The 22,855-nt window shown below is 55.0% G+C and carries 20 protein-coding genes; 7 read left to right on the plus strand and 13 right to left on the minus strand.

Annotated features, from left to right (window positions below):
* Positions 1-209 precede the first annotated feature (209 nt).
* A complete protein-coding gene (gene gltS / locus KCR01S_RS05570) occupies positions 210-1,412 on the plus strand; it encodes a sodium/glutamate symporter (protein WP_061280763.1) in 1,203 nt (400 codons plus the stop codon).
* An 81-nt stretch (positions 1,413-1,493) separates the two neighbouring features.
* Here the strand turns inward: gltS and glpK are convergent, their stop codons facing one another.
* A complete protein-coding gene (glpK, locus tag KCR01S_RS05575) occupies positions 1,494-3,002 on the minus strand; it encodes a glycerol kinase GlpK (RefSeq protein ID WP_061280765.1) in 1,509 nt (502 codons plus the stop codon).
* A 21-nt stretch (positions 3,003-3,023) separates the two neighbouring features.
* Complete coding sequence (locus KCR01S_RS05580; RefSeq protein ID WP_061280768.1) at positions 3,024-3,872, minus strand: MIP/aquaporin family protein; 849 nt, start codon at positions 3,870-3,872, stop codon at positions 3,024-3,026.
* A 425-nt stretch (positions 3,873-4,297) separates the two neighbouring features.
* On the opposite strand from KCR01S_RS05580, the gene zapB reads away from it, so the two are divergent.
* The 4 genes from zapB (at position 4,298) to KCR01S_RS05600 (ending at position 7,961) form a co-directional block, all read left to right on the plus strand.
* Positions 4,298-4,537 (plus strand): septal ring assembly protein ZapB, encoded by a 240-nt coding sequence (gene zapB, locus KCR01S_RS05585; protein WP_052282704.1) that lies wholly within the window; start codon positions 4,298-4,300, stop codon positions 4,535-4,537.
* A 208-nt stretch (positions 4,538-4,745) separates the two neighbouring features.
* Entirely contained in the window at positions 4,746-5,735 is a 990-nt protein-coding gene (gene sbp, locus KCR01S_RS05590) for a sulfate/thiosulfate ABC transporter substrate-binding protein Sbp (protein ID WP_061280771.1), read from the plus strand.
* 92 nt (positions 5,736-5,827) lie between these two features.
* On the plus strand, positions 5,828-6,583 hold the full coding sequence (locus KCR01S_RS05595; RefSeq protein WP_061280774.1) for a CDP-diacylglycerol diphosphatase: 756 nt from the start codon (positions 5,828-5,830) through the stop codon (positions 6,581-6,583).
* Positions 6,584-6,656: 73 nt separating this feature from the next.
* Positions 6,657-7,961 carry an SLC13 family permease gene (locus tag KCR01S_RS05600; RefSeq protein WP_061280777.1) on the plus strand — a complete coding sequence of 435 codons (1,305 nt, stop codon included), beginning with the start codon at positions 6,657-6,659 and terminating at the stop codon, positions 7,959-7,961.
* Positions 7,962-8,103: 142 nt separating this feature from the next.
* Here the strand turns inward: KCR01S_RS05600 and tpiA are convergent, their stop codons facing one another.
* Both tpiA and KCR01S_RS05610 read right to left on the minus strand, forming a co-directional pair.
* A complete protein-coding gene (tpiA, locus tag KCR01S_RS05605) occupies positions 8,104-8,871 on the minus strand; it encodes a triose-phosphate isomerase (RefSeq protein ID WP_061280781.1) in 768 nt (255 codons plus the stop codon).
* 108 nt (positions 8,872-8,979) lie between these two features.
* Entirely contained in the window at positions 8,980-9,576 is a 597-nt protein-coding gene (locus KCR01S_RS05610; protein WP_061280786.1) for a DUF1454 family protein, read from the minus strand.
* 111 nt (positions 9,577-9,687) lie between these two features.
* On the opposite strand from KCR01S_RS05610, the gene KCR01S_RS05615 reads away from it, so the two are divergent.
* Entirely contained in the window at positions 9,688-10,119 is a 432-nt protein-coding gene (locus tag KCR01S_RS05615) for a DUF805 domain-containing protein (RefSeq protein WP_061280787.1), read from the plus strand.
* Here the strand turns inward: KCR01S_RS05615 and fpr are convergent.
* The 7 genes from fpr to gmk form a co-directional block, all read right to left on the minus strand.
* Positions 10,110-10,856, minus strand: a complete 747-nt coding sequence (fpr, locus tag KCR01S_RS05620) for a ferredoxin--NADP(+) reductase (RefSeq protein WP_061280792.1) — start codon at positions 10,854-10,856, stop codon at positions 10,110-10,112. The two genes, KCR01S_RS05615 and fpr, sit on opposite strands and share 10 nt — an antisense overlap.
* Before the next feature lie 242 nt (positions 10,857-11,098).
* Positions 11,099-12,109, minus strand: a complete 1,011-nt coding sequence (gene glpX / locus KCR01S_RS05625) for a class II fructose-bisphosphatase (RefSeq protein ID WP_061280795.1) — start codon at positions 12,107-12,109, stop codon at positions 11,099-11,101.
* 67 nt (positions 12,110-12,176) lie between these two features.
* Positions 12,177-14,258, minus strand: a complete 2,082-nt coding sequence (recG, locus tag KCR01S_RS05630) for an ATP-dependent DNA helicase RecG (protein WP_061280798.1) — start codon at positions 14,256-14,258, stop codon at positions 12,177-12,179.
* Between the two features lie 5 nt (positions 14,259-14,263).
* Complete coding sequence (gene trmH, locus KCR01S_RS05635; protein ID WP_061280801.1) at positions 14,264-14,953, minus strand: tRNA (guanosine(18)-2'-O)-methyltransferase TrmH; 690 nt, start codon at positions 14,951-14,953, stop codon at positions 14,264-14,266.
* Positions 14,954-15,077: 124 nt separating this feature from the next.
* On the minus strand, positions 15,078-17,192 hold the full coding sequence (spoT, locus tag KCR01S_RS05640; RefSeq protein ID WP_061280804.1) for a bifunctional GTP diphosphokinase/guanosine-3',5'-bis pyrophosphate 3'-pyrophosphohydrolase: 2,115 nt from the start codon (positions 17,190-17,192) through the stop codon (positions 15,078-15,080).
* Positions 17,193-17,210: 18 nt separating this feature from the next.
* A complete protein-coding gene (gene rpoZ, locus KCR01S_RS05645) occupies positions 17,211-17,486 on the minus strand; it encodes a DNA-directed RNA polymerase subunit omega (RefSeq protein WP_000135058.1) in 276 nt (91 codons plus the stop codon).
* Positions 17,487-17,539: 53 nt separating this feature from the next.
* Positions 17,540-18,163, minus strand: a complete 624-nt coding sequence (gene gmk, locus KCR01S_RS05650) for a guanylate kinase (RefSeq protein WP_061280807.1) — start codon at positions 18,161-18,163, stop codon at positions 17,540-17,542.
* Between the two features lie 256 nt (positions 18,164-18,419).
* On the opposite strand from gmk, the gene ligB reads away from it, so the two are divergent.
* On the plus strand, positions 18,420-20,096 hold the full coding sequence (gene ligB, locus KCR01S_RS05655) for an NAD-dependent DNA ligase LigB (protein ID WP_061281022.1): 1,677 nt from the start codon (positions 18,420-18,422) through the stop codon (positions 20,094-20,096).
* On the opposite strand, the gene KCR01S_RS05660 is transcribed toward ligB, so the two are convergent.
* On the minus strand, positions 20,093-20,710 hold the full coding sequence (locus KCR01S_RS05660) for a trimeric intracellular cation channel family protein (protein ID WP_052282726.1): 618 nt from the start codon (positions 20,708-20,710) through the stop codon (positions 20,093-20,095). The two genes, ligB and KCR01S_RS05660, sit on opposite strands and share 4 nt — an antisense overlap.
* Before the next feature lie 245 nt (positions 20,711-20,955).
* Complete coding sequence (locus tag KCR01S_RS05665) at positions 20,956-22,689, minus strand: phosphoethanolamine transferase CptA (RefSeq protein ID WP_061280810.1); 1,734 nt, start codon at positions 22,687-22,689, stop codon at positions 20,956-20,958.
* Between the last annotated feature and the right edge of the window lie 166 nt (positions 22,690-22,855).

Below are 22,855 nucleotides of genomic sequence, written 5' to 3' on the forward strand. Positions count from 1 at the left end.
TTGATCGAAAATTATTGCCGCAAATACCCTTATAACCCACGTGTGTTTATTGGGAGGAGTTAACAAAATTCATCAGGGAAAAACGTTTTTCTACCCACTTATCCCCTTTCTTGCTTACACTTTCGGCCGACGCCTCATGATGAGGCCATCACGACATCGGAAAATTGTCGCGTATGAATGGATCATGCGTTTAGTAAGGAGCTACATCTATGTTTCACCTCGATACCTTATCGACGCTCGTTGCCGCAACGCTGGTGTTGCTGCTAGGACGAAAACTGGTCCAGAGCGTTCCCTTCCTGAAGAAATACACCATCCCTGAGCCCGTTGCGGGCGGTCTGTTAGTCGCGCTGGCGCTGCTGGTGCTCAAGAAAAGCATGGGCTGGGAAATTGACTTTGATATGGGGCTGAAAGACCCGTTGATGCTGGCGTTCTTCGCTACCATCGGTCTTAACGCCAATATTGCGAGCCTGCGCGCGGGGGGGAAAGTGGTGGGCACTTTCCTTATCGTCGTTGTTGGGCTGCTGTTGCTACAAAACGGCCTCGGCATTGGTATGGCGAAATTGCTGGGTCTGGATCCGCTGATGGGGCTGCTGGCGGGGTCCATTACCCTGTCGGGCGGTCACGGTACCGGTGCGGCGTGGAGCAAACTGTTTATTGAGCGCTACAGCTTTAGTAACGCCACTGAAGTGGCGATGGCCTGCGCGACGTTCGGTCTGGTTCTCGGCGGATTGATTGGGGGGCCGGTTGCGCGCTATCTGGTCAAACACTCCTCATCGCCCAACGGGACGCCGGATGACCAGGAAGTGCCGACGGCATTTGAAAAACCGGACGTTGGCCGCGTGATCACCTCGCTGGTGCTGATTGAAACCATTGCACTGATCGCGATTTGCCTGACCTTAGGGCGGGTTATTGCGCAACTGCTGGCGGGCAGCGCGCTGGAGCTGCCAACCTTTGTCTGCGTGCTGTTTGTCGGGGTCATTCTGAGTAACGGTCTGGCGCTGGTGGGCTTTTATCGCGTCTTTGAACGTGCGGTGTCGGTGCTGGGTAACGTGAGCCTGTCGCTATTTCTGGCGATGGCGCTGATGAGCCTAAAGCTGTGGGAACTGGCGGATTTAGCGCTGCCGATGCTGGTTATCCTGGCGGTACAGACGCTGGCAATGGCGCTGTACGCCATTTTCGTAACCTATCGGCTGATGGGCAAAAACTACGACGCGGCGGTTCTGGCTGCGGGTCACTGCGGTTTTGGCCTTGGCGCCACGCCGACGGCGATAGCCAACATGCAGGCGATTACCGAGCGTTTCGGCCCATCGCATACCGCGTTCCTGGTGGTGCCGATGGTAGGGGCGTTCTTTATTGATATCGTCAATGCCCTGGTGATTAAGCTGTATCTGATGCTACCGCTGTTTGGCTAATAAAAAGCCGGAGCATAGCTCCGGCTTTACGATAGGCGGGAGAGCTTCGCTTCCCCGCCCGCAGAGTGAGTTTCCTGCCTGTTACTCTTCGTGATCTTCCCACGCTAGCGCGCGTTTCACCGCTTTCTTCCAGCCGCTGTAGCGGAAGTTACGCTCGGTGGTTTCGATGCCCGGACGGAATTCGCGCTCAATCACCGCTTTTTCCTGCAGTTCATCGAGGTTTTGCCAGAATCCAACCGCCAGGCCGGCGAGGTAAGCTGCGCCCAAAGCCGTGACTTCACGGACTTCCGGACGCTCCACGCGGGTGCCGAGGATATCGGACTGGAACTGCATCAGGAAGTTGTTGGCAACCGCGCCACCGTCTACACGCAGGGCGTGCAGACGAATCCCGGAGTCAGCCTGCATTGCTTCCAGCACGTCGCGCGTCTGGTAAGCGATAGATTCCAGCGTGGCACGAATGATGTGGTTAGAGTTCACGCCGCGGGTCAGACCGAAAATAGCGCCGCGTGCATACGGGTCCCAGTACGGTGCTCCGAGGCCGGTAAATGCCGGTACCACGTATACGCCGTTGGTGTCCTTCACTTTGGTCGCAAAGTATTCGGAGTCGAATGCGTCGCTAATCAGCTTCATCTCATCGCGCAGCCACTGAATGGAAGCCCCCGCCATAAACACCGCGCCTTCCAGCGCATAGTTCACTTCACCGCGCGGGCCGCAGGCGATAGTAGTCAGCAGGCCGTGGCTGGAAGCCACCGCTTTCTCACCGGTATTCATCAGCATAAAGCAGCCGGTACCGTAGGTGTTTTTCGCCATCCCTTCTTTGACGCACAGTTGGCCGAACAGCGCCGCCTGCTGGTCACCGGCGATACCGGAGATAGGAATACGGGTACCGCCTTTACCGCCAATGTTGGTCTGGCCGTACACTTCGGAGGATTTACGCACTTCCGGCAGCATGGCGCGCGGGATGTCCAGCGCGTCCAGCATCTTGTCATCCCATTCCAGGGTGTTGATGTTGAACAGCATGGTACGCGAGGCGTTGGTGTAGTCGGTGACGTGCACGCGGCCCTGGGTCATTTTCCAGATAAGCCAGGTGTCGACGGTGCCGAACAGCAGTTCGCCGCGACGCGCGCGCTCACGGGAGCCTTCAACGTGGTCAAGGATCCACTTCACTTTGGTGCCGGAGAAGTACGGGTCAACCACCAGACCGGTGGCGCTGCGCACGTACTCTTCCATACCGTCGCGCTTCAACTGCTCGCAGATATCTGCGGTACGGCGACACTGCCAGACGATGGCGTTGTAGATCGGTTTACCGGTTTCGCGCTCCCACACCACGGTGGTTTCACGCTGGTTGGTGATACCGATAGCGGCAATTTCGTCGGAACTGATGTCGGCTTTCGCCAGCACTTCAACCAGAGTCGAGCTTTGGGTGGCCCAGATTTCCATTGGGTCGTGCTCAACCCAGCCTGGCTTCGGATAAATTTGTTCGAATTCGCGCTGTGACACGCTGACGATGTTGGCGTCATGATCCATCACGACGGCGCGTGAGCTGGTGGTGCCCTGGTCGAGCGCAACGATGTATTTTTTGTCAGTCATAATGAACGTTCCGTAGTCAGATTACAGCGAAGCATTGTGTTGGTTTTGGCTGGAGACCGCTTTCGGCTCTTCAACCTCGCAGGTGTCACACGGCAGATGGCGGCCAATCAGCTTACGATAGCTGAACGCGCCGAGTGCGGCACCGACGATAGGTGCACACAGCGGCACCACGAAATAAGGAATATCTTTGCCACCGGTGAAGGCGATGTTGCCCCAGCCTGCCAGCCAGGCGAAGGCTTTTGGCCCGATATCACGCGCCGGGTTCATCGCAAACCCGGTCAGCGGGCCCATAGAAGCGCCGATGACCGCAATCAGCAGGCCAATCAGCAGCGGAGCCAGCGGCCCGCGTGGAATGCCGTTGCCATCGTCGGTCAGCGCCAGAATCACGCCCATCAGGATAGCGGTAATCACCATTTCTACCGCGAAGGCCTGCACAAAATTGATATGCGGATTCGGATAGGTTGAGAAAATACCAGCCAGTTCAAGACTTTCGACGCTTCCGCGCACCATATTGTGCGTGTGTTCGAAGTCGAAGAAAAGGTTGTAGTACAGGCCGTACACCAGCGCGGCGGCGCAGAAGGCACCGGCAAATTGGGCGGCGATGAATGGGACCACTTTACGTCCGTCGAAGCAGGCGAACAGCCAAAGGGCAATGGTGACGGCGGGATTAAGGTGCGCACCGGATACGCCTGCGGTCAGGTAGATGGCCATCGCGACCCCCAGCCCCCAGATGATACTAATTTCCCACTGTCCAAAGCTTGCGCCTGCCACTTTAAGCGCAGCAACACATCCCACGCCGAAAAAAATCAACAATCCAGTACCAAGAAACTCTGCGATGCACTGGCCTTTTAAGGTCGATGTCTGGCTCATAATCGGAATCCTGAAGACAATTTGATGATTATTGTTTGCATGAGCATTCATGACGCTCATGTTGCCATGTAGGCATAGTGTTAATTTATCGTTAACGAGCGTAAACGAGAAATATCGAAATCAAAATGTGTGTACCTCGTCAAGAAATGAGCGTTTTCGCGCCAAATAATGTCCGTTTTCGGAATGAAAAGTGTGAGGGAGGAAACATTCCATTAGCTAATCTGTTAACAATCTAATGGGAATGTGCGCAAACGCGCCAGGACGAGACCGAAAATTGCGGAGAACCGCAATCTACAGGCTCTGGCGCTGGACAGGGGCGACGGGGCTTCATACAATCGACCACAAGCCGTGCGCTTATTTGGGTTAAGGCGTCGCCGGGGTTCCGGGACGATATCAACGCCTTGCAAGATTCAGGAGATAGGACGATGTCATTAGAAGTGTTTGAGAAACTGGAAGCAAAAGTTCAGCAGGCGATTGATACCATCACGCTGTTGCAGATGGAAATCGAAGAGCTGAAAGAAAAGAACAGCACCCTGGAGCAGGACGTACAGGCTGCACAGAATAACCGTGAAGAGCTGGAGCGTGAAAACAACCAGCTGAAAGAACAGCAGAACGGCTGGCAGGATCGTCTGCAGGCGCTGCTGGGCCGCATGGAAGAAGTTTGATTCCAACTCTCCCTGGGCCGTTTTTCACGGTCTGGGGAAGCTTTCCCCCTGATTTTCCCCGCTGAGTGATTTCGAGCAAACGCGCATCATCGCGCTTTCACCTCTTATATTTCAAAACTGCATAATCAATCTTTTTTTATTCTTTAATCATCGATTCGATTTCTGGCAGGCTAGCCCCATTACAACACAACAGATAAGAGAGCGGGCGATGAACAAGTGGGGCGTAGGGTTAACTCTTTTGCTGGCTTCCACCAGCGTACTGGCTAAGGATATTCAGTTACTTAACGTGTCTTACGATCCGACGCGTGAGCTGTATGAACAATACAATAAGGCGTTCAGCGCGCACTGGAAGAAAGAGACCGGCGATAACGTGGTTATCCGTCAGTCGCACGGTGGTTCTGGCAAACAGGCTACTTCCGTTATCAACGGCATCGACGCTGATGTGGTGACCCTGGCGCTGGCCTACGATGTTGATGCGATTGCCGAGCGCGGCCGTATCGACAAAAACTGGATTAAACGTCTGCCGGATAACTCCGCGCCGTACACCTCCACCATCGTGTTCCTGGTGCGTAAAGGCAACCCGAAACAAATTCACGACTGGAACGATCTGATTAAACCGGGCGTTTCCGTTATCACCCCGAACCCGAAAAGCTCCGGCGGCGCTCGCTGGAACTATCTGGCGGCATGGGGCTATGCGCTGCACCACAACAACAACGATCAGGCCAAAGCCCAGGACTTCGTGAAAGCACTGTATAAAAACGTGGAAGTGCTGGACTCCGGCGCGCGTGGTTCAACCAATACCTTCGTTGAACGCGGCATCGGCGACGTGCTGATTGCGTGGGAAAACGAAGCGCTGCTGGCGGCCAACGAACTGGGTAAAGACAAGTTTGAAATCGTCACGCCAAGCGAGTCGATTCTGGCTGAACCAACGGTTTCCGTAGTGGATAAAGTGGCTGAGAAGAAAGGAACGACGGCGGTGGCAGAAGCCTACCTGAAGTACCTTTACTCGCCGGAAGGCCAGGAAATTGCCGCGAAGAACTATTACCGTCCTCGCGATCCGCAGGTGGCGAAAAAGTATGAGAGCGAGTTCCCGAAACTGAAGCTCTTTACGATTGATGAAGAGTTTGGCGGCTGGACCAAAGCGCAGAAAGAGCACTTCTCCAACGGCGGCACCTTCGACCAAATCAGTAAACGTTAATTCCCCCAAACGCCCGGCAAATCTGCCGGGCGTTTTCTTTTGGTCATCAAAGTACGCTACTCTTCCCCCTCGGTTCGATATGGGGAGATCACATGACAAGGTTAAAATACCTGCTGGCGGCGCTGTTAATTATGCTGATTGCCGCAGGGGCGGGGGGCTGGTACTGGCTGCATTCCGCTAACCCGGATGTTTTGCGGCAGATTGTGCTACAGCAATGCGTGCCAAATCAGGAGCAACACCGGACGCCTAAACCCTGCGTCGACGTTAACCCCAAGGGCGGCTATGTGCTGTTTAAAGACCGCAACGGCCCGCTGCAGTATCTGCTGATGCCCACTTACCGTATCAATGGCACAGAAAGCCCGCTGCTGCTTGATCCGCTGACGCCTAACTTCTTCTGGCAGGCGTGGCAGCGGCGCGCCATCATGAGCGACACGCGGGGGGCGGAAGTGCCGGATAGCGCGGTTTCTCTGACCATTAACTCCCGTACCGGACGTACGCAAAACCATTTCCATATTCATATGTCCTGCTTGCGCAAAGATGTTCGCGAACAGCTTGATGCCGATCAGGCGGCCATCAGCAGTCGCTGGCTGCCGCTGCCGGGAGGCCTGCTGGGGCATGAGTATCTGGCGCGTCGGGTGACCGAAAGCGAGCTGGCTAAACGCAGCCCGTTCTTGATGCTGGCGGAAGAAGTGCCGGAAGCGCGTGACCATATGGGGCGGTTTGCTCTGGCGCTGGCGCAGCAGAGCGATGGTTCGTTGGTGCTGTTGGCGACGGAACGCAATCTGTTGCGGTTGAACCGCGCGTCGGCTGAGGAAATTCAGGATCATCGCTGCGCGATTCTGCAATAACCCCACCTAATCTGGCGTTTACCTGTTCTGCCTGTCGTCGTATTCTTGCTGAAAAAAACGACAGGAGACAGGTATGTCGCTCTGGTTTTCTCACCCTCTATTCCTTCCCTCTATCATTGTTGGCGTTACCATCCTGCTATGGGCCACTTCGTTGTTACCGGAGTTTATTACGGCACTGCTATTCTTTGCGGCGGCGATGACGGCCAAAGTCGCGCCGCCGGATGTGATTTTCGGTGGCTTTGCTTCTTCTGCTTTCTGGCTTGTATTCAGTGGTTTCGTGCTGGGTATCGCCATCCGTAAAACCGGGCTTGCCGACCGCGCGGCTCGGGCGCTCTCGTCACGTCTGACCGACTCCTGGCTGCTGATGGTTGGTAGCGTGGTATTGTTAAGCTATGCGTTGGCGTTCGTGATGCCCTCAAACATGGGACGCATCGCGCTACTGATGCCTATCGTGGCAGCAATGGCGAAACGCGCCGGCATTGAGGACGGCACGCGCGCGTGGTACGGACTGGCGCTGGCGGTCGGGTTCGGGACTTTCCAGCTTTCTGCGACCATTTTGCCCGCCAACGTACCCAACCTGGTGATGAGCGGGGCGGCAGAAGGGGCTTATGGCATTCACCTGAATTATGTTCCATATCTGCTGCTGCATACGCCAGTGCTGGGGTGGCTTAAAGGTGCTGCGCTGATTGGCCTGATTTGCTGGCTGTTCCCTGGTAAACCGCATCCGCCGCGCGATATGGAGCCGCTACCGCCAATGAGCTGTGATGAAAAACGGCTGGCGTGGCTGCTGGCGGTGGTATTGACGCTATGGGTCACCGAGAGCTGGCACGGTATTGGCCCGGCATGGACTGGGTTAGTGGCCGCCGTCGTCACGCTGCTGCCGCGTATCGGATTTATCAACGGCGAAGAGTTCGCCAGCGGTGTGAATATTCGCACCTGTATTTATGTTGCCGGTATTCTCGGGCTGGCTATCACCGTGACCCAAACGGGCATTGGTGCTGTGGTCGGCAATGCCCTGCTGCACATTATGCCGTTGCATGAAGATGCACCGTTTACCAGCTTCCTCGCGTTAACCGGCATCACCAGCGCGCTGAACTTCATTATGACCGCCAACGGCGTGCCGGCGCTGTACACCACCTTTGCGCAAAGCTTCTCGGATGCTACCGGCTTCCCGCTTTTGAGCGTGATTATGATTCAGGTGCTGGGGTATTCGACACCGCTTCTGCCGTATCAGGCGTCGCCAATCGTGGTGGCGATGGCGCTGGGCAAAGTGCCTGCGCGCGCGGGGATGCTGTTGTGTCTGGCGCTGGCGGCAGTGAGCTATCTGCTGCTGTTACCGCTGGACTACGCGTGGTATCAGGTGCTGGGGAAACTGTGATGGCGCGGGCCTATCCGGCGCGCAAAAAGAATAAACCGGCCAAAGGGCCGGTTTATTTTGGCATCGTGCTGACGACGCCTATACCAAAGGGGGCGAAACCGCCATTTGGCACAAACCCGGCGCGATGGCCGGGCTTATCGCATTAGGCGTTTTTTGCCGCTTCTGCTGCTTTAACGATCACCGCGAAAGCGTCAGCTTTCAGGGATGCGCCGCCAACCAGCGCGCCGTCGATGTCCGGCTGGGTGAACAGCTCAGCTGCGTTGGATGCGTTAACGGAACCGCCGTACTGGATGATGACCTGCTGAGCGATTTTCGCGTCAGCTTTAGCAATGTGGTCACGGATAAATTTGTGAACCGCCTGAGCCTGAGCTGGGGTTGCAGATTTACCGGTACCGATAGCCCATACAGGTTCGTAAGCGATAACCACGCCTTCGAACGCTGCAGCGCCCTGAGTTTTCAGCACGGCGTCGATCTGACGTGCGCAAACTTCTTCCGTTTTGCCGGCTTCGTTTTCTGCTTCGGTTTCACCGATGCACAGGACAGGGATCAGACCCTGCTCTTTCAGCACAGCAAATTTTTTGGCGATCAGTTCGTCGGATTCTTTGTGGTAAGTACGACGCTCAGAGTGGCCGATGATGATGTAGGTAGCGCCAACATCTTTGAGCATTGCAGCGGAGGTTTCGCCGGTGAATGCGCCAGACAGGTTCAGGTCAACGTTCTGCGCGCCCAGATGAATGTGGCTGCCTGCAGCCGCGTGTTTTGCCAGATCGATGTACATTTCAGGCGGAGCGATAGCTACGCCACAGCCAGAAACACCAGCCAGCTCGGTACGCAGGTTAGCAATCAGCTCGTTTACCATGTGGCGGCTGCCGTTCAGTTTCCAGTTACCCATCACTAAAGGATGTCGCATTTCGATTCTCCACGCTTGTCAGCGAATTAAGGAATATGGCCGCCCGTCAGGGCAGCATGGTCTGTGAATCAGTATAGAGATTGAAAGGCATGAAGGCTTTGCTTTTTATCATTTATTCTGCCCTTCAAGATTTTCAGATAGCGCCAGCTTAATCGGTTCAACGGCGAAGGTCAGCCCCTTTTCGCCATTATCTGCGACAACATAGCGCACGGCACCTTCGGTGCTGGCGAAGTAGTGTTTGCCTTTGCCTTGGGTCAGTAGCTTTTGCAATTTTTGCAGGCTTTGCGGCTTCGTGAGCGTCGGGAGTACGGCACGCATTAGCGCGCTCATATACTCCTGAGCTTTGGCTTTGGCTGCTTTTTGCTCTGGCCCCTGAATCGGCAGCCAGGTTATCTGGATCGATTTGATTTTCAATGTGCCACGTTCAAGCGCAGCGGAGGCGTACAGGTTTTCATTAATTTTGCTGGCGGCGCGGGTAATCGTCAGCTGGTCGCGGCTTGAGGTGATCGAGCGGAACTCGCCAAGCGGCAGGGTTGGGTTATCGGTATTGAATTTTTCGCGGAACTGGCTGATAGAGAGATCAAATGCCGGGGCACCCGTTAGCAGATACGGGGCAACGGCCGTGGACGTTTCCGCCGACAGCGCAGCCTGACCGGTGCAGAGCGTGATGAGCCCAACCAGACATAGCGTTATCCATTTTTTCATGCCAATCGTTCTCCTCTTTGCAGATGACGATTAAAACGGGAACCGACGCGCTTGTCAAAAAGTGCCCACTTCAGGGTACACTACGCGCACGAAGAGAAAAGGAAACGGTGCATGACTTTACAGCAGTGGTTGTTTTCCATTAAAGGGCGCATTGGACGCCGTGATTTTTGGATCTGGATTGCCATTTGGGCAGTCACGATGGTGACGTTGTTCAGCCTTGCGGGCGGTGGCCTCGTGGACCTGCAAACGGCGGCATTTATGCTGGTGTGCCTACTGTGGCCAACGGCGGCAGTAACCATTAAACGCCTGCACGATCGCGGAAAATCCGGCCTGTGGGCGCTGCTGATGGTGCTGGCGTGGATGCTGCTGGCCGGAAACTGGTCAATGCTGCCAGGCGTCTGGCAGTGGGGCGTTGGGCGTTTTATCCCAACGCTGATTATCGTGATGATGCTTATCGATTTGGGCGCGTTTGTCGGCACCCAGGGCGAAAACAAATACGGCAAAGAGACGTTGCCGGTGAAGTACCGCGCCGATCACCAGTAGTGTTCGGCGGTCATATGGCCCGGTCGACGACGTAAATGCTTGGTCATCTGCCGGGTTTCTTTCAGCAACTGCTGGGTATCGCGCACCATTTGCGGGTTGCCGCAGAGCATCACATGGCTGGTGTCAGCGTTCATCGGTAAGCCAACCGCCGCTTCCAGCGCACCGCTTTCAATCAGCGCGGGAACTCGCCCGGTTAACATCCCGGGCGCGGTTTCGCGGCTAACGACCGTTTGAATACGGAGTTTACCGGCATAGCGCTCCTCAAGCGCGCGCATTTGCGGCAGATAGCTCAGGTCAGCGGCATAGCGCGCGGCGTGGACCAGCACCAGATTTTTGAAGCGTTCGAGGTCTTTGCCTTCTTCCAGAATTGACAGATACGGGCCTATCGCCGTGCCGGTTGCTAGCATCCACAGGGTATCGCAGTCGGGAACCTCTTCCAGAACAAAAAAGCCTGCCGCTTCGCTGACAATCAGCACATCATCGCCCGGCTTTAGCGCCGCCAGTCGTGGGCTGAGTTTGCCTTCCGGAACGGTGACCAGGTAGAACTCGAGATCGGGATTGCTGGGGGCATTAACATAGGAGTAGGCGCGCTGAACGCGTTCGCCGTCGACGTCTAACGCCAGCTTGGCAAATTGCCCGGCGGTAAACGGCTGAACCGGTGCGTGAACGGTGAGGCTAAACAGTGCGTCGGTCCAGTTGTGCACCTTAACTACTTTGCCTGTAATCCAGTCTGCCATGGCTTTTCTCCTCTTGGAGCCTATCCCATTAGGCTATTTTACTTGTCACTTTGTCCCGGGGCAGTGCTCAAAATCCTCACGTACTACGTGTGCGCTCCGGTTTTTCCGCGCTGTCCGTGTCCAAACGGGCTGCGCCAATTACGCCTACTGGGATAGGCTCTTAATCTCATTATCTTATCTTCACCGCGACGAGAGAAGATTTCCAGCCCGAAAGGGCTGGAAAGCTCTATTGATCAAATGATTTACAGGATGTGGCGCTGGATTTCAGTGTCTTTGCGATCCAGATAGTGAATCGACTGAATGCGGCGGATGGTGCGTGATTTGCCGCGGATCAGCAGCGTCTCGGTAGTCGCAATATTTCCCTTGCGGGTGATACCGTCCAGCAGATCGCCTTTGGTGATACCGGTGGCGGAGAAGATAACGTTATCGCTACGCGCCATATCGTCCAGGGTCAGGACTACGCCAGCTTCAATGCCCATCTCTTTACAACGAGCCAGCTCGTTTTCCCCGATACGACGATTCTCTTCGCTATCGCCTTTAACGTGGTGACGTGCCAGCAGGCGACCGTGCATATCACCATCGAGTGCGCGAATGACGGCGGCGGAAACCACGCCCTCTGGCGCACCACCGATACCGTACATCACGTCAACTTCACTGTCCGGCATGCAGGTCAGAATAGAGGCTGCGACGTCGCCGTCTGGGATGGCGAACACGCGCACGCCCAGCTTTTGCAGCTCAGCAATCACGTCGTCGTGGCGCGGCTTGGCCAGAATGGTGACCGTCAGTTCGCTCAGCGGCTTGTCCAGCGCCCGCGCGACGTTGCGCAGGTTCTCTTCCAGCGGCTTGGTCAGGTCGATAGTGCCTTTCGCTCCCGGGCCGACAATCAGTTTTTCCATATACATATCAGGCGCGTTGAGGAAGCAGCCCTTGTCGCCAACGGCCAGCACGGCCAGTGCGTTGGCCTGGCCCATGGCGGTCATACGGGTGCCTTCGATAGGATCGACCGCGATATCCACCGCATCGCCGTTGCCGGTCCCGACGGACTCACCGATGTAAAGCATTGGCGCTTCATCGATTTCACCTTCGCCAATGACGATAGTACCGTCAATGTTGACCTTGTTGAGCATAATGCGCATGGCGTTGACCGCTGCGCCGTCCGCGGTATTTTTATCGCCGCGACCCAGCCATTTGTAGCCTGCCAGCGCCGCCGCTTCGGTGACGCGCGAAAATTCGATAGCCAGTTCTCGTCTCATTACAAACTCGTCCAGGAAGTAAAATTGTGCGAAGTTTAGCACAGCCCTACGCGGGCTGTGGGTATCGCTACGCGTTGGAATAGCGTTCGGTTTCCGGCATCCAGCGCTCGATGAGCGCATTGGCCTGCTGCGGATAACGTTCATGAATATGGCGCGCCAGGCGCTGAACTTCGGGGATCATGGCCTGGTCGCGGAGCAAATCCGCCACCTTAAATTCGGCGTTACCGGTCTGGCGAGTGCCGAGCAGCTCACCAGGGCCGCGGATTTCGAGATCTTTTTGCGCAATAACAAAGCCGTCGTTGCTGTCGCGAAGTACCTGCAGGCGCAGCTGCGCGGTTTTCGACAGCGGTGATTTGTACAGCAGCACGCAGTGGGAAGCCACCGCGCCACGGCCTACGCGACCGCGCAGCTGGTGGAGCTGCGCTAGCCCAAGGCGTTCGGGGTTTTCGATGATCATGAGGCTGGCGTTGGGGACATCGACGCCAACTTCAATTACCGTTGTCGCAATCAGCAAATGCAGTTCGCCCTGCTTGAAGGCGTGCATCACTGCCTGCTTCTCGGCGGGTTTCATGCGGCCATGCACCAGGCCGACGTTAAGCTCGGGTAGGGCCTGTTTTAACTCTTCCCACGTGGCTTCCGCCGCCTGTGCTTCCAGCAGTTCCGACTCTTCGATTAGCGTGCAAACCCAGTAGGCCTGCCGGCCTTCAGTGGTACAGGCGTTGCGTACCCGGTTAATGATGTCGGGACGACGAGTATCCGGGATGGCGACGGTGGTTACCGGCGTCCTGCCCGGCGGCAGTTCGTCAATCACCGAGGTATCAAGATCGGCATAGGCGGTCATTGCCAGGGTGCGCGGAATTGGGGTTGCGGTCATGATCAGCTGATGCGGATGGAACCCCTGCTGCTGGCCTTTCTCCCACAGCGCCAGACGCTGGTGGACGCCGAAACGGTGCTGTTCATCGATGATCACCAGCGCCAGGCCGTTAAACTGCACCTGCTCCTGGAAGATGGCGTGGGTGCCAACAATCATCTGTACCTGGCCGCTGGCAATAGCATCCTGCTGCGCCTGACGCGCTTTGCCTTTCTGCTTGCCGGCGAGCCAGCCGACTTCGATACCGAGTGGTTCAAACCAATTGCGGAAGTTATTGGCGTGCTGCTCAGCGAGCAGCTCGGTCGGCGCCATCAGCGCTACCTGCTTACCGTGTGTGATGGCACGCAGCGCGGCAAGTGCAGCGACCAGCGTTTTACCGGAACCGACGTCGCCTTGTACCAGCCGCATCATGGGGACATCGAGCGCCATGTCGTGCTCGATCTCCGCCACGACCCGCGCTTGTGCGCCTGTGGGTTTAAACGGCAGAGAGTCGAGAAAGCGTTGTTTCAGTTTGCCCTGAGCGTTAAGGGGCAGAGCGTGATAGCGCTGCGCACCCGCGCGCAGCGCCAGCATGCTGAGATTGTGCGCCAGCAGTTCTTCGAGAATTAAGCGCTGCTGCGCCGGGTGTTTACCGGTTTCTAAATCGACGAGCTGAAGCGACGGCGGTGGACGATGCAGCGTGCGCAGCGCCTCCGGTAGGCTCATCATGCCCTGCGCCAGCTCCGGTGGCAGCAGTTCGCTGATGGCGCAGGTATCCAGCAGGTCCAGCGCCTGGTCGGTGAGCTTGCGCAGCGTCGCCTGTTTAATGCCTTCGGTGGTGGGATAGACCGGAGTTAAGGTTTCCTGCAAATCCGGAGTGCTGAGATCGCCTTGTACGCGGTATTCCGGGTGGATCATCTCTGCACCGTACTTGCCGCGCTTGGCTTCGCCGTAGGCCAGCACGCGCCGACCGGTGGCAAGGCTGTTTTTCATTGCCGCGTTGAAGTTGAAAAAGCGCATCGTCAGGATGCCGGTGCCATCGCTTATCTGGCAGGTCATCATCCGGCGGCCGCCGAAAGTGATGTTGCAGCTCAGCACTTCACCTTCGACGCTGGCATACACGCCGGGAAGCAGCTCACCGATGGGGTAAAGATGGGTGCGGTCTTCGTAACGTAATGGCAGATGCAAGAGGAGATCCTGCACCGTATGGAGACCAATTTTTGCCAGCCGGCTGCTCTGCGCGGCACCGACGCCGGTCAATGTGTTGAGCGGAACGGCATCCAGCAGACGGCTTTGCATAGCGGTTACCCCTTGGCCTGCATGGTGGCCCACCATGAGGCATCAGCCTCGACTTCACCCAGTTCGTTGACGCGAGGGTAGGGCAGTCCTTTACGTTTAGCGACGTTTGCCAGCACCGGGTAGCCACCTTCAAACAACAGGCGCTGTTGTTCTTCATCGGGCAGCATGCTGTTTTCACGACGATACATGCCGGCGTTTTGCCGCTGGCGCTGTGCTTCATAGAGAATCAGTGCAGAGGCAACGGAGACATTCAGCGACTGAACCATACCAATCATCGGGATGATGATGTCCTGGTCTGCCAGGTCTAAAGCTTCCTGAGTGATGCCGGTTTTTTCCTGGCCCATTAAAATGCAGGTCGGGCGAGTATAGTCGATTTCGCGGAAATCCACTGCTTTATCAGATAGATGGGTTGCGAGAATCTGCATTCCCTGGCCCTTAAGATGGCCGACGGCATCGCCGATGGTAGGGTGGGTTTTCACCTGAACCCAGCTGTTGCTGCCCGCCGCTGCGGAAGCCATGGTACGCATACGGCTGCTTGGCCAGACGGCGTGAACTTCATGGACGCCGACTGCGTCGGCGGTGCGAACGATCGCCGAGACATTATGAGGTTTGTGGACCTGCTCCATGCAGACCGTCAGATCAGGCTGACGCCTGGCGAGCATCTCACAAATTCGCGCATAACGCTGTGGATTCATTGGCACTTCATCCTTCAAATAACCTCGGCGTAAGCTGCACTCACCCCCGCAACATTTCGAATGTGTTGCGGGAGAATTCATTCATCTGCCGCCTTGCGCAGGGCGAATGATGTTGTGTCTAAAACTAGTTACGGTTACGAGTGACTTTGATGACGTCTGGCATGACGCGAATTTTGCGCATGATGTTGGCCAGATGCACGCGGTCGCGAGCGGTCAGACGGATAAACGCGCTATAAACGCGACCGTCTTTTTCTTCCGTATTCAAACTTTGAATATTGGATGTCGCGGTATTGATGGCGGCCGTCAGGTTGGCTAACGCCCCCTGATGGTTGAACATATCGACCTTAATCTCGGTGATAAATTCCTGCGCCGTTTCTTTGTCCCACTCTACCGCCATGAATTTCTCAGGTTCTTTCTGATAGCCGCGAATGTTGCGACAGGATTCATGGTGGATAACCAAGCCTTTGCCCGGGCTGACGTGAGCAATAATCGGGTCACCGGGGATTGGACGGCAGCATTTCGCGAAAGTGATCAGCACGCCATCAGCGCCTTTAATCGGCAGATGAGTCAGACCAGAGGCGCCCGGTGCGAGAGGCGTGGCTTCACCCTGCTGAAGATTCTTGGCGACCACTACGCTCATGGCATTGCCGAGGCCGATTTCCGCCAGCAGGTCATCGAGCGTGGTCAATCGCATGCGATCCAGCTCGCGTTGAATATGTTCTGGTGAAATTTCAGCCAGCTTGCGGCTCCCGCCCAACGCGTGATTAAGCAGACGACGGCCCAGACTGACGGAGTCGTCGCGCTTGAGGTTTTTCAGCATTTGGCGGATTTTGGCGCGCGCTTTCGAGCTGACGACAAAATTGAGCCATGCGGCGTTTGGACGTGCGCCCGGTGCGGTAATAATTTCAACCGTTTGGCCGCTGGAGAGTGGCTGCGACAGCGGATAAGGCTGACGATCAACGCGTGCCCCCACGCAGGCATGGCCGATATCGGTATGCACGGCGTAGGCAAAGTCCACCGGTGTCGCACCGGCAGGCAGTTCGACAATGCGGCCTTCCGGGGTGAAAACGTAAATCTCATCCGGGAAGAGATCGGATTTCACGCTTTCAATAAATTCAAATGAGCTACCGGCGCTTTGCTGCAGCTCCAGCAGGCTCTGCATCCAGCGCTGTGCGCGGATTTGTGCGGTCGTGCTGCTTTCACCACCGTGTTCTTTGTAGGCCCAGTGCGCCGCCACACCCATCTCTGCCATCTGATCCATATCTTCAGTACGGATTTGCACTTCAACCGGCACGCCGTGCGGCCCAATCATTGATGTGTGCAGGGATTGGTATCCGTTGGCCTTAGGGATGGCGATGTAGTCTTTAACGCGGCCCGGACGGGGTTTATACAGGCTGTGCATCTGCCCCAGAACGCGGTAACAGGTATCGAGATCGTGAACGATCACGCGGAAGGCGTAGATGTCCATGATCGAGTGAAAACGCTGCTCTTTGAGCACCATTTTGCAGTAAATCGAGTAAAGATGCTTTTCGCGACCGCTGACGCGGCACGGGATTCCTGCTTCCTGCAAACGCCCTTCAATCTCAGAGAGGATTTTTTGAATCATCTCTTTACGGTTACCACGCGCGGCTTTAACCACCTCTTTAATGACGCGGTAGCGGTTAGGGTACAGCGCTTCAAAGCCCAACTCTTCGAGCTCGGTTTTGATGTGATGGATACCTAAACGGTGTGCCAGCGGACTGTAAATTTCGAGCGTTTCGCGGGCAATGCGGCGGCGTTTATCCGGGCGTAATGAGCCCAGCGTGCGCATGTTATGGGTGCGGTCTGCAAGCTTGATGAGGATGACGCGGATATCCTGCACCATCGCCATAATCATTTTGCGAAAGTTTTCGGCCTGCGCCTCTTTCTTATCGCGGAACTTGAGCTTATCAAGTTTCGACACCCCCTCTACCAGCTCAGCAACGCTCTTACCAAAGAGCTGTTCCATATCCTGGTAGGTTGCGGGGGTATCTTCAATCACGTCATGCAGCAGGGCAGCCATGAGCGTTTCATAGTCGAGTTTCATCTCGGCCAGAATGCAGGCTACCGCGACCGGGTGCGTGATATAGGGTTCACCGCTTGAACGTGTCTGCCCCTCGTGAGCGTCACGTGCAACGAGATAGGCCTGCCGAAGACGCTTGATCTGGTCTTCCGGCAGGTAGTGTTGAATCAGCTGATTCAGGCTCTCAAACAGATACAAGGGCGACCCGCAATCTAATTAACGACGACCTTCAGCAATAGCGGTAACAGCCTGTAATTCAGCGGCTTCCTGCTCTTGCTGTTCCTGGCGCTCACGCACGTCGAGGATCTGGTTATTGATCAGACCTTCTTCGATTTCGCGCAGTGCGATTACGGTGGTTTTATCGTTTTCTTCCGGTACTAACGGATCTTTTCCGCCAACCTGCATCTGACGAGCGCGACGCGCGGCGACCAGTACCAGGTCAAAACGGTTACCAATTTTCTCTACAGCGTCCTGAACAGTTACGCGTGCCATACTTTAGTGCTCCACAGGTGAAGAAATAACGGGGCATGATACTGAAAGTGGGTTCAGTCTGCCAATAATTTGCTGATTAAAGCGTCATGTCGCTGCTTTTGGCGGCTCATACGCAGACGCTCAGCGCGGATGATCGTTTTCAGATCGCCCAGTGCGGTATCAAAATCATCATTGACGATAAGGTAATCATATTCCGCGTAATGGCTCATTTCTGCAACTGCCTGAGCCATACGTTTTGCAATCACCTCTTCGCTATCCTGACCACGACCGCGCAGACGGCGGTCCAGCTCAATTTTGGACGGCGGTAAAATAAAGATGCTGCGTGCGCTCGGCATGCTTTTACGGATCTGCTGCGCGCCCTGCCAGTCGATATCAAGGAAAACATCAACGCCGGTCGCCAGGACCTGTTCAATCGCTTTACGCGACGTGCCGTAATAGTTACCAAAGACTTCAGCGTGTTCAAGAAATGCCTCTTCGCCAATCATCGTGCGGAATTCGTCGTGATTAACAAAGAAATAATGTTCGCCGTGCACTTCACCCGGACGCGGCGCGCGCGTGGTATGCGAAACGGATACCTGGGAGTCGTACAGCGGTTGGGTTTTCAATAAAGCCTGAATCAGGCTGGATTTACCCGCGCCACTAGGGGCGGAAACAATATAGAGCGTGCCTTGAGCCATGAGTGTCTTTTGTATGTGATTATCGAAAGAGAACTTACATACGAGCCTATTATACACGGCGCCGCTACGCGACGTAGTCTTTGTCACACTTTTTGCGCCAGTTTATTTTAATTTACGTACTGTTTTCCTGATTTATCCACGCGTTGCTGCAACAAACCTCTTTTCTCTGAAGCCTCCTCGATATTGGAAAAATCGGCATTCGTATTGCCAATTTGACTGCGATACAAACGGTTATCCGCAGCGGAGGGGGACGATGATGAGTCGATGGCTGGTAGTTGTAACGCTATTTCTTGCGACAGACGTCCAGGCAATTTGTCCTGTTTGGTCGCCAACACGTGCTGGGCAGGAGATTGCCCAATTGCAGGGACAGCTTGATAAATGGAACGAAGCATATTGGCGGCGGGGCGCAAGCGAAGTTAGCGATGGGGTTTACGATCAGCTCTCGGCGCGCCTGGCTGCGTGGCAGCGCTGTTTTGGTACTGAAGTCCCAGAGCATACCTATTTGTCAGTGAATAAAGGAACGCAGAGACATCCCGTCGCGCATACCGGCGTACGTAAGCTTGCTGATGCGCAGGCCATGCAACAATGGATGCAGGGTAAACGCGATCTGTGGGTGCAGCCAAAGGTTGATGGCGTGGCGGTGACGTTGGTCTATCAACACGGCCGTTTACAGCGCGTAATTAGCCGGGGGGATGGGGTGTTTGGGGAGGACTGGACGCAGAAGGCTCGGCGCATCACCGCCTTACCGCAGACGGCTGAAGGGGCGCTGGCGAACAGCGTTTTGCAGGGGGAGATATTCTTGCGCGCTGACGGGCATATACAGCAGAAAAAAGGTGGCATGAATGCGCGTTCACAGGTTGCTGGCATGCTACTGCGAAAGGGCGATGATGCCTCGCTTTCGCGCCTATCGGTCTTTGTTTGGGCATGGCCAGACGGTCCTGCAACAATGCAACAGCGGTTAGCATTGTTGTCCGCTTCTGGATTTGATCTGACCGCACGCTATACCTATCCCGTCACGCAAATGAAAGATGTGGCCGACTGGCGTGAACGTTGGTTTACTTTGCCTCTTCCTTTTGCGACCGATGGGGTAGTTGTTCGTGCTGCCAATGAGCCGGACGGTAAGAGTTGGCAGCCGGCGCAGGGGACTTGGGTAGCGGCATGGAAGTATCGACCGGTTTCGCAGGTGGCTGAAGTGAGTGGCATCCGCTTCACCATTGGGCGTACCGGCAAGATTGCGGTCGTGGCTGAGTTGCTGCCGGTTAAACTGGATGATAAGCGGGTGCAGCGGGTGAATATTGGCTCTGTGCAACGTTGGCAAAAAATGGATATCACAGTTGGCGATCAGCTCCAGGTCAGCCTGGCGGGGCAGGGGATCCCACGCCTGGATGGCGTCGTCTGGCGAGGGCTGGACAGAATCAAACCGACTCCACCGGCCTCCCGCTATCATTCGCTAACCTGTTTCTACCGCTCAGCAGAATGCCGCGAGCAATTTATGGCCCGCCTTAACTGGCTGGGAGCATCTCAGGTGTTAAATATTGAAGGGGTGGGGGAAGCGGTGTGGAACTCGCTCATTCTGGCACATTCCTTTGACCATATTTTCTCATGGCTCGAACTGACGTCTCAGCAGCTTGAAGAAACGCCTGGAATAACGGCCGCGAGGGCGCGGCAGATTTGGCACCGTTTTGAAATTGCGCGTCGGCAGCCTTTTCGTCTCTGGCTAAAAGCGCTGGGGCTGCCTTTGCCTTCAGGTGCACTGAAGGCACTCAGCGATGGCTCCTGGAAGCAGCTTGCCGCCCGTGATGACCTGCACTGGCAAAACCTACCGGGCGTAGGTCCGGAAAAAGCCCGCAATCTGATGGCGTTTATTCACCACCCCACCGTTGTCGAACTCACCGGGCAGTTGCGTTTATATGGGATAAACGGTTTTGACTAGTGCGTTTCGTGGCGGTAGTAAAACACCGGCAAGCCGAGTTTCAGCCTCAGGGCCAGCATGCGCGCGGTGAAGCCAAACAGTAGCGTCGAGATCACTACCACGTCATGGTTGCTCACGTAATGCTGCAAGGCCACGTACAGCACCGCTGCGGCAAAGGAGATGCCGGCGTACAGCTCTTTCTGGAAGACCAGCGGTATGCGCTTACAGAACATGTCACGCAGTATCCCGCCAAATACGCCGGTAATAACCGCCGCGATAATGGCGATTACCGGGCCTTCTCCCATATCTAGCGCAATTTGGGCACCGATGATAGAAAAGACGATAAGACCGACGGCATCCAGTACCAGAAAAAGGCGACGCAGATGCGGCATGACTGGCGCCACAATTGTGGTCAGCACTGCAGCGATGACCACGATGATGATGTATTCCGGGTTTTTAACCCAACCTAGTGGATAGTGGCCAAGCAGCATATCGCGAACCGAGCCCCCGCCCAATGCGGTGGCCGTGGCGATAATGATGACACCAAAGGTATCCATACGACGACGACCCGCCGCCAGTGCGCCGGTCATGGCTTCAGCAGTGATGCCGATTAGGTAAAGGATGTGCAGTAACATATTCGCTCCCGGAATGAATGGCTGGAGGTTAGCGATTTGTGCGCTCCATCACGATTGAGATTTTCTAAGGCAAAGCAATTTGAATTATAAAATCTAATTTAATGATTTATTTCGCGTCGTTTTATTACGGGTTTTGGTGTGTTTTGTGATGTTTTTTATGATTAGAAAAAATAATCGTTTTTTTGAAGGCGAGGAAAAGGTTTGGATGGAAAAAGCCGCTTCGGAATGAAGCGGCCTGATGGCAATTACTGATTACCCGTCTGTTCGCCGTAAGGCAGGGTATCGTAATCCGTTAGCGCTTTTTTATTGTACGGGTTGCCAATCCATCGAGTGGATTCGACAAACTGTGGGCTGGTCAGCGCACGGGTGGCGTCATAATCGTCATAGCTTAATCCAGCCAAATCAGACCAGGTATGAATCAGCTCCGAGCTGCTGTACTTACGATTAACAATCTGCGAGAAATCTCGTGGATGAGCCTCGTGCCATTTTTCCGACGTCCACAGCAGGAATGGAATGGTGTACATATGACGCGTAGGTTCTTGCTCGTTACGCCCCTGTGTTTTATGCGGCGGCGTGTCGTAGACCTCTTCCCCGTGATCGGAGAAGTACAGCAGGAAACCGTTCGGATCGGTGGCCTTGTAGTCCTTAATCAGACTGGAGACCACAAAGTCATTGTAAAGGTTAGCGTTGTCATAATTATTGTAAGTCGCCTGCTCGTCCTTGGTCAGACCCGCTGGCATCGTGTCGGTTTTACCAGAGAATTTGTTCCAGTTTTCCGGGTAGCGATACTCGTAGTTAATATGCGTCCCCAGCAAGTGAACAATAATAAACTTCTTCGGCGCAGGGTCAGCCAGAACCTGTTTAAACGGTGCCAGAACGTTGGAATCATATTCACGTGCGCTCTGGGTACGCTGTTGGTTCATGTAAAACTGCTGATCGGTTTGCTTAGAGAATACCGTGAGCATAGTGTTGCGTGAGGTCATGGTCTGCTGGTTGGTGATCCAGAAGGTCTTATAGCCTGCCTGTTTCATCAAGTTCATCAGCGACGGTTTGGTCAGATACAAATCGGGATTCTTTTCATTAGCAAACGTCAGCGCCTGCTGCAAAATCTCGATGGTATACGGACGTGAGGTCACGACATCATTGAAAACGGTGAAGTTAGGATCGGACTTATGCAGCGCGTCCAGCTCCGGCGTGGTTTCACGTGGATAACCGTAAAGGCTCATATGCCCGCGTTGTGTAGACTCACCGATCACCAGAACCAACGTACGCGGCGCAGTGCCGGTGCTGTCTTTCAAATTCGCCAGCGGCGGGAGCGCGTGGTTGTCATTGAGTAACCGGGTCAGGCTGTCTAACTGATGGTGGTACTGATAATAACCGGTGATGAACTGCCATGGCGCGGCAGGTGCGAGGCGTGTAGAAATGCCATCAAGCACATCGCCAGCCGGTTTTCCCTTGATAATAATCCCATTTACCAGAGGATTCAGGATCAGCCCATACAACAAGGCGAAGGAGACCAGCCAGCGCCATGGGGTTGGAATATACACTGGGCGGAGACGCGTCCAGAGTGCAATGGCGATTGCCGTATAAACCAGTGCGACCAACACGATTTTCAGGCTGAAATACTGACTAAAGAACTCACCCGCTTCATTGGTGTTGGTTTCAAACATCACAAATAAAACACTTTGCGAGAACTCCTGCCCATAAATAACGTAATAGCTAATTGCCGCTAGCGACGCGCCCCACAGCACGATACCGATAATGGCACCGATAATCCGGGTGTGTTTTGGAAACAGGAATACTGGGACCAGCCATAACAGGCTAAATAGAATGGAGTCGCGTAAACCGGTGGATCCGCTATAGCCCGTCAGGTAGATAACAAGCTGCAGTGCTGTGGAAAAGAAACAGAAATACAATACGGCCCAGCCAAGGGCTTTCCAGCTAAAAGCTGGAGTCGTCTGAGTGTCGGTGAATTGCATACGTTTAACTTAATGTGAGGTTAAGGCGGCCAGTTTAGCTACCAATGCTTAAGAAATAATTAGCTCGATATCAGAACGCATAGCTGATAGGCCTAATACCTGGAGGGGTATAAGCATAAGCTGAATTTAATTAAAGGATGGCGTTCTGTAGTATCGCATTTTTTCC

Source organism: Kluyvera cryocrescens NBRC 102467, assembly GCF_001571285.1.
Lineage (GTDB): Bacteria > Pseudomonadota > Gammaproteobacteria > Enterobacterales > Enterobacteriaceae > Kluyvera > Kluyvera cryocrescens.

Bases quoted from the DNA above. Each gene is read 5' to 3' on its own strand.
- gltS (WP_061280763.1), top strand. From the start codon at position 210: ATGTTTCACCTCGATACCTTATCGACGCTCGTTGCCGCAACGCTGGTG.
- glpK (WP_061280765.1), bottom strand. From the start codon at position 3,002: ATGACTGACAAAAAATACATCGTTGCGCTCGACCAGGGCACCACCAGC.
- KCR01S_RS05580 (WP_061280768.1), bottom strand. From the start codon at position 3,872: ATGAGCCAGACATCGACCTTAAAAGGCCAGTGCATCGCAGAGTTTCTT.
- zapB (WP_052282704.1), top strand. From the start codon at position 4,298: ATGTCATTAGAAGTGTTTGAGAAACTGGAAGCAAAAGTTCAGCAGGCG.
- sbp (WP_061280771.1), top strand. From the start codon at position 4,746: ATGAACAAGTGGGGCGTAGGGTTAACTCTTTTGCTGGCTTCCACCAGC.
- KCR01S_RS05595 (WP_061280774.1), top strand. From the start codon at position 5,828: ATGACAAGGTTAAAATACCTGCTGGCGGCGCTGTTAATTATGCTGATT.
- KCR01S_RS05600 (WP_061280777.1), top strand. From the start codon at position 6,657: ATGTCGCTCTGGTTTTCTCACCCTCTATTCCTTCCCTCTATCATTGTT.
- tpiA (WP_061280781.1), bottom strand. From the start codon at position 8,871: ATGCGACATCCTTTAGTGATGGGTAACTGGAAACTGAACGGCAGCCGC.
- KCR01S_RS05610 (WP_061280786.1), bottom strand. From the start codon at position 9,576: ATGAAAAAATGGATAACGCTATGTCTGGTTGGGCTCATCACGCTCTGC.
- KCR01S_RS05615 (WP_061280787.1), top strand. From the start codon at position 9,688: ATGACTTTACAGCAGTGGTTGTTTTCCATTAAAGGGCGCATTGGACGC.
- fpr (WP_061280792.1), bottom strand. From the start codon at position 10,856: ATGGCAGACTGGATTACAGGCAAAGTAGTTAAGGTGCACAACTGGACC.
- glpX (WP_061280795.1), bottom strand. From the start codon at position 12,109: ATGAGACGAGAACTGGCTATCGAATTTTCGCGCGTCACCGAAGCGGCG.
- recG (WP_061280798.1), bottom strand. From the start codon at position 14,258: ATGCAAAGCCGTCTGCTGGATGCCGTTCCGCTCAACACATTGACCGGC.
- trmH (WP_061280801.1), bottom strand. From the start codon at position 14,953: ATGAATCCACAGCGTTATGCGCGAATTTGTGAGATGCTCGCCAGGCGT.
- rpoZ (WP_000135058.1), bottom strand. From the start codon at position 17,486: ATGGCACGCGTAACTGTTCAGGACGCTGTAGAGAAAATTGGTAACCGT.
- gmk (WP_061280807.1), bottom strand. From the start codon at position 18,163: ATGGCTCAAGGCACGCTCTATATTGTTTCCGCCCCTAGTGGCGCGGGT.
- ligB (WP_061281022.1), top strand. From the start codon at position 18,420: ATGAGTCGATGGCTGGTAGTTGTAACGCTATTTCTTGCGACAGACGTC.
- KCR01S_RS05660 (WP_052282726.1), bottom strand. From the start codon at position 20,710: ATGTTACTGCACATCCTTTACCTAATCGGCATCACTGCTGAAGCCATG.
- KCR01S_RS05665 (WP_061280810.1), bottom strand. From the start codon at position 22,689: ATGCAATTCACCGACACTCAGACGACTCCAGCTTTTAGCTGGAAAGCC.